Genomic DNA, 439 nt, shown 5'->3' on the forward strand with positions numbered 1-439 from the left:
TTAAGCTTTTCAAGCTGGCGCAGGCGGCGCCAGATTTTTATCCCGACAACGCTCAGGGCCAGCAGGAGGATGACGACCGTCGCCAGCCAGCGGGCAGACAGGGTTTCCAGCGGATGAGTCTGCTTAAACTGCCAGTCGGGTCCCCACCACCACAGCCAGAGGAGGGCCAGACAGGGCAGGAGGGCCAGTATCAGCGAGGCGGTGGCTTTCAGGGGCGGCAGACGCGGCATCGCCGGTTTTTTGATATTGTTGAGCAGTAGAGAAAGCCAGTTCATGAGTTAACGCTCCTGTTTGCTGTCGTCGCCTTTGCGGGGGCGGTCATCGGGGCTTTTTCGGCCAGCGCCGCCAGCAGGCCGGGTTCCCAGTCGGCGAGTGACAGGTGCTGTCCGGCCTGGCGCAGCTGGCGGTAATGTTGTTGTGCCAGCGCGTTCATGCCCGC

2 protein-coding genes are annotated in these 439 nt (G+C 62.4%); both read right to left on the bottom strand.

Annotation, left to right across the window (positions count from 1 at the left end):
- Nucleotides 1–275: hypothetical protein (locus ACGF49_RS24885; RefSeq protein WP_387493429.1), on the bottom strand; the 275-nt coding region annotated here is incomplete at its 3' end.
- The gene (locus ACGF49_RS24890; protein ID WP_387493431.1) at nt 272–433 is read right to left on the bottom strand and encodes a type VI secretion system domain-containing protein; all 162 of its coding nucleotides are present in this window, start codon (nt 431–433) and stop codon (nt 272–274) included. The genes ACGF49_RS24885 and ACGF49_RS24890, both read right to left, overlap by 4 nt.
- Nucleotides 434–439 lie beyond the last annotated feature (6 nt).

It is taken from the genome of Photorhabdus sp. RM96S (genome assembly GCF_042879335.1).
Classification (GTDB): Bacteria; Pseudomonadota; Gammaproteobacteria; order Enterobacterales; family Enterobacteriaceae; genus Photorhabdus; species Photorhabdus kayaii.

Coding starts and splice junctions, on each gene's coding strand:
- ACGF49_RS24890 (WP_387493431.1), bottom strand. CDS start 433: ATGAACGCGCTGGCACAACAACATTACCGCCAGCTGCGCCAGGCCGGA.